Origin of the sequence: Streptomyces minutiscleroticus (assembly GCF_014650875.1) — a bacterium.
Taxonomy (GTDB): Bacteria; Actinomycetota; Actinomycetes; order Streptomycetales; family Streptomycetaceae; genus Streptomyces; species Streptomyces minutiscleroticus.
Genome location: NZ_BMVU01000235.1, coordinates 1 through 714 on the forward strand (window position 1 = coordinate 1; position 714 = coordinate 714).

The window sequence follows — 714 nt, forward strand, 5'->3', positions numbered from 1 at the left end:
CTCGACCGCGTGGCCGCCGAACTGGTTGCGCAGTGCGGCGATCATCTTCATCTGCGGCGAGTCGTCCTGGCGGGAGGCGAAGCGGGCGAAGAGCGAGGCGGTGATCGCGGGCAGCGGCACGGCGTTGTCGATCGCCGCCTCCACGGTCCAGCGGCCCTCGCCGGAGTCCTGCGCGAAGCCGCGCAGCTTCTCCAGGTGCTCGTCCTCGTCCAGCGCGTTCACGGCCAGGTCGAGCAGCCAGGAGCGGATGACGGTGCCCTCCTGCCAGGAGCGGAAGACCTCGCGCACGTCGGTGACGGAGTCGACCTTCTCCAGCAGCTCCCAGCCCTCGGCGTAGGCCTGCATCATGGCGTACTCGATGCCGTTGTGGACCATCTTGGAGAAGTGCCCGGCGCCGACCTTGCCCGCGTGCACCGCGCCGAAGTCGCCCTCCGGCTTGAGCGCGTCGAAGACCGGCTGCACCTTGGCGATGTTCTCCTCGGTGCCGCCGTACATCAGCGCGTAGCCGTTCTCCAGGCCCCACACGCCGCCGGAGACGCCGCAGTCGACGAAGCCGATGCCCTTCACGCCCAGCTCGGCGGCGTGCTTCTCGTCGTCCGTCCAGCGCGAGTTGCCGCCGTCCACGACCACGTCGCCCTCGTCCAGCAGACCGGCCAGCTCGTCGATGGTGGCCTGGGTGGGCGCGCCCGCCGGGACCATCACCCACACCACACG

1 protein-coding gene is annotated in these 714 nt (G+C 70.3%); it reads right to left on the reverse strand.

The genetic code is table 11. The annotated features are described in order from the left end of the window. A partial coding sequence (locus tag IE271_RS41210) for an NADP(+)-dependent, decarboxylating phosphogluconate dehydrogenase (protein ID WP_190195517.1) occupies positions 1-714 on the reverse strand: 714 nt, incomplete at both ends.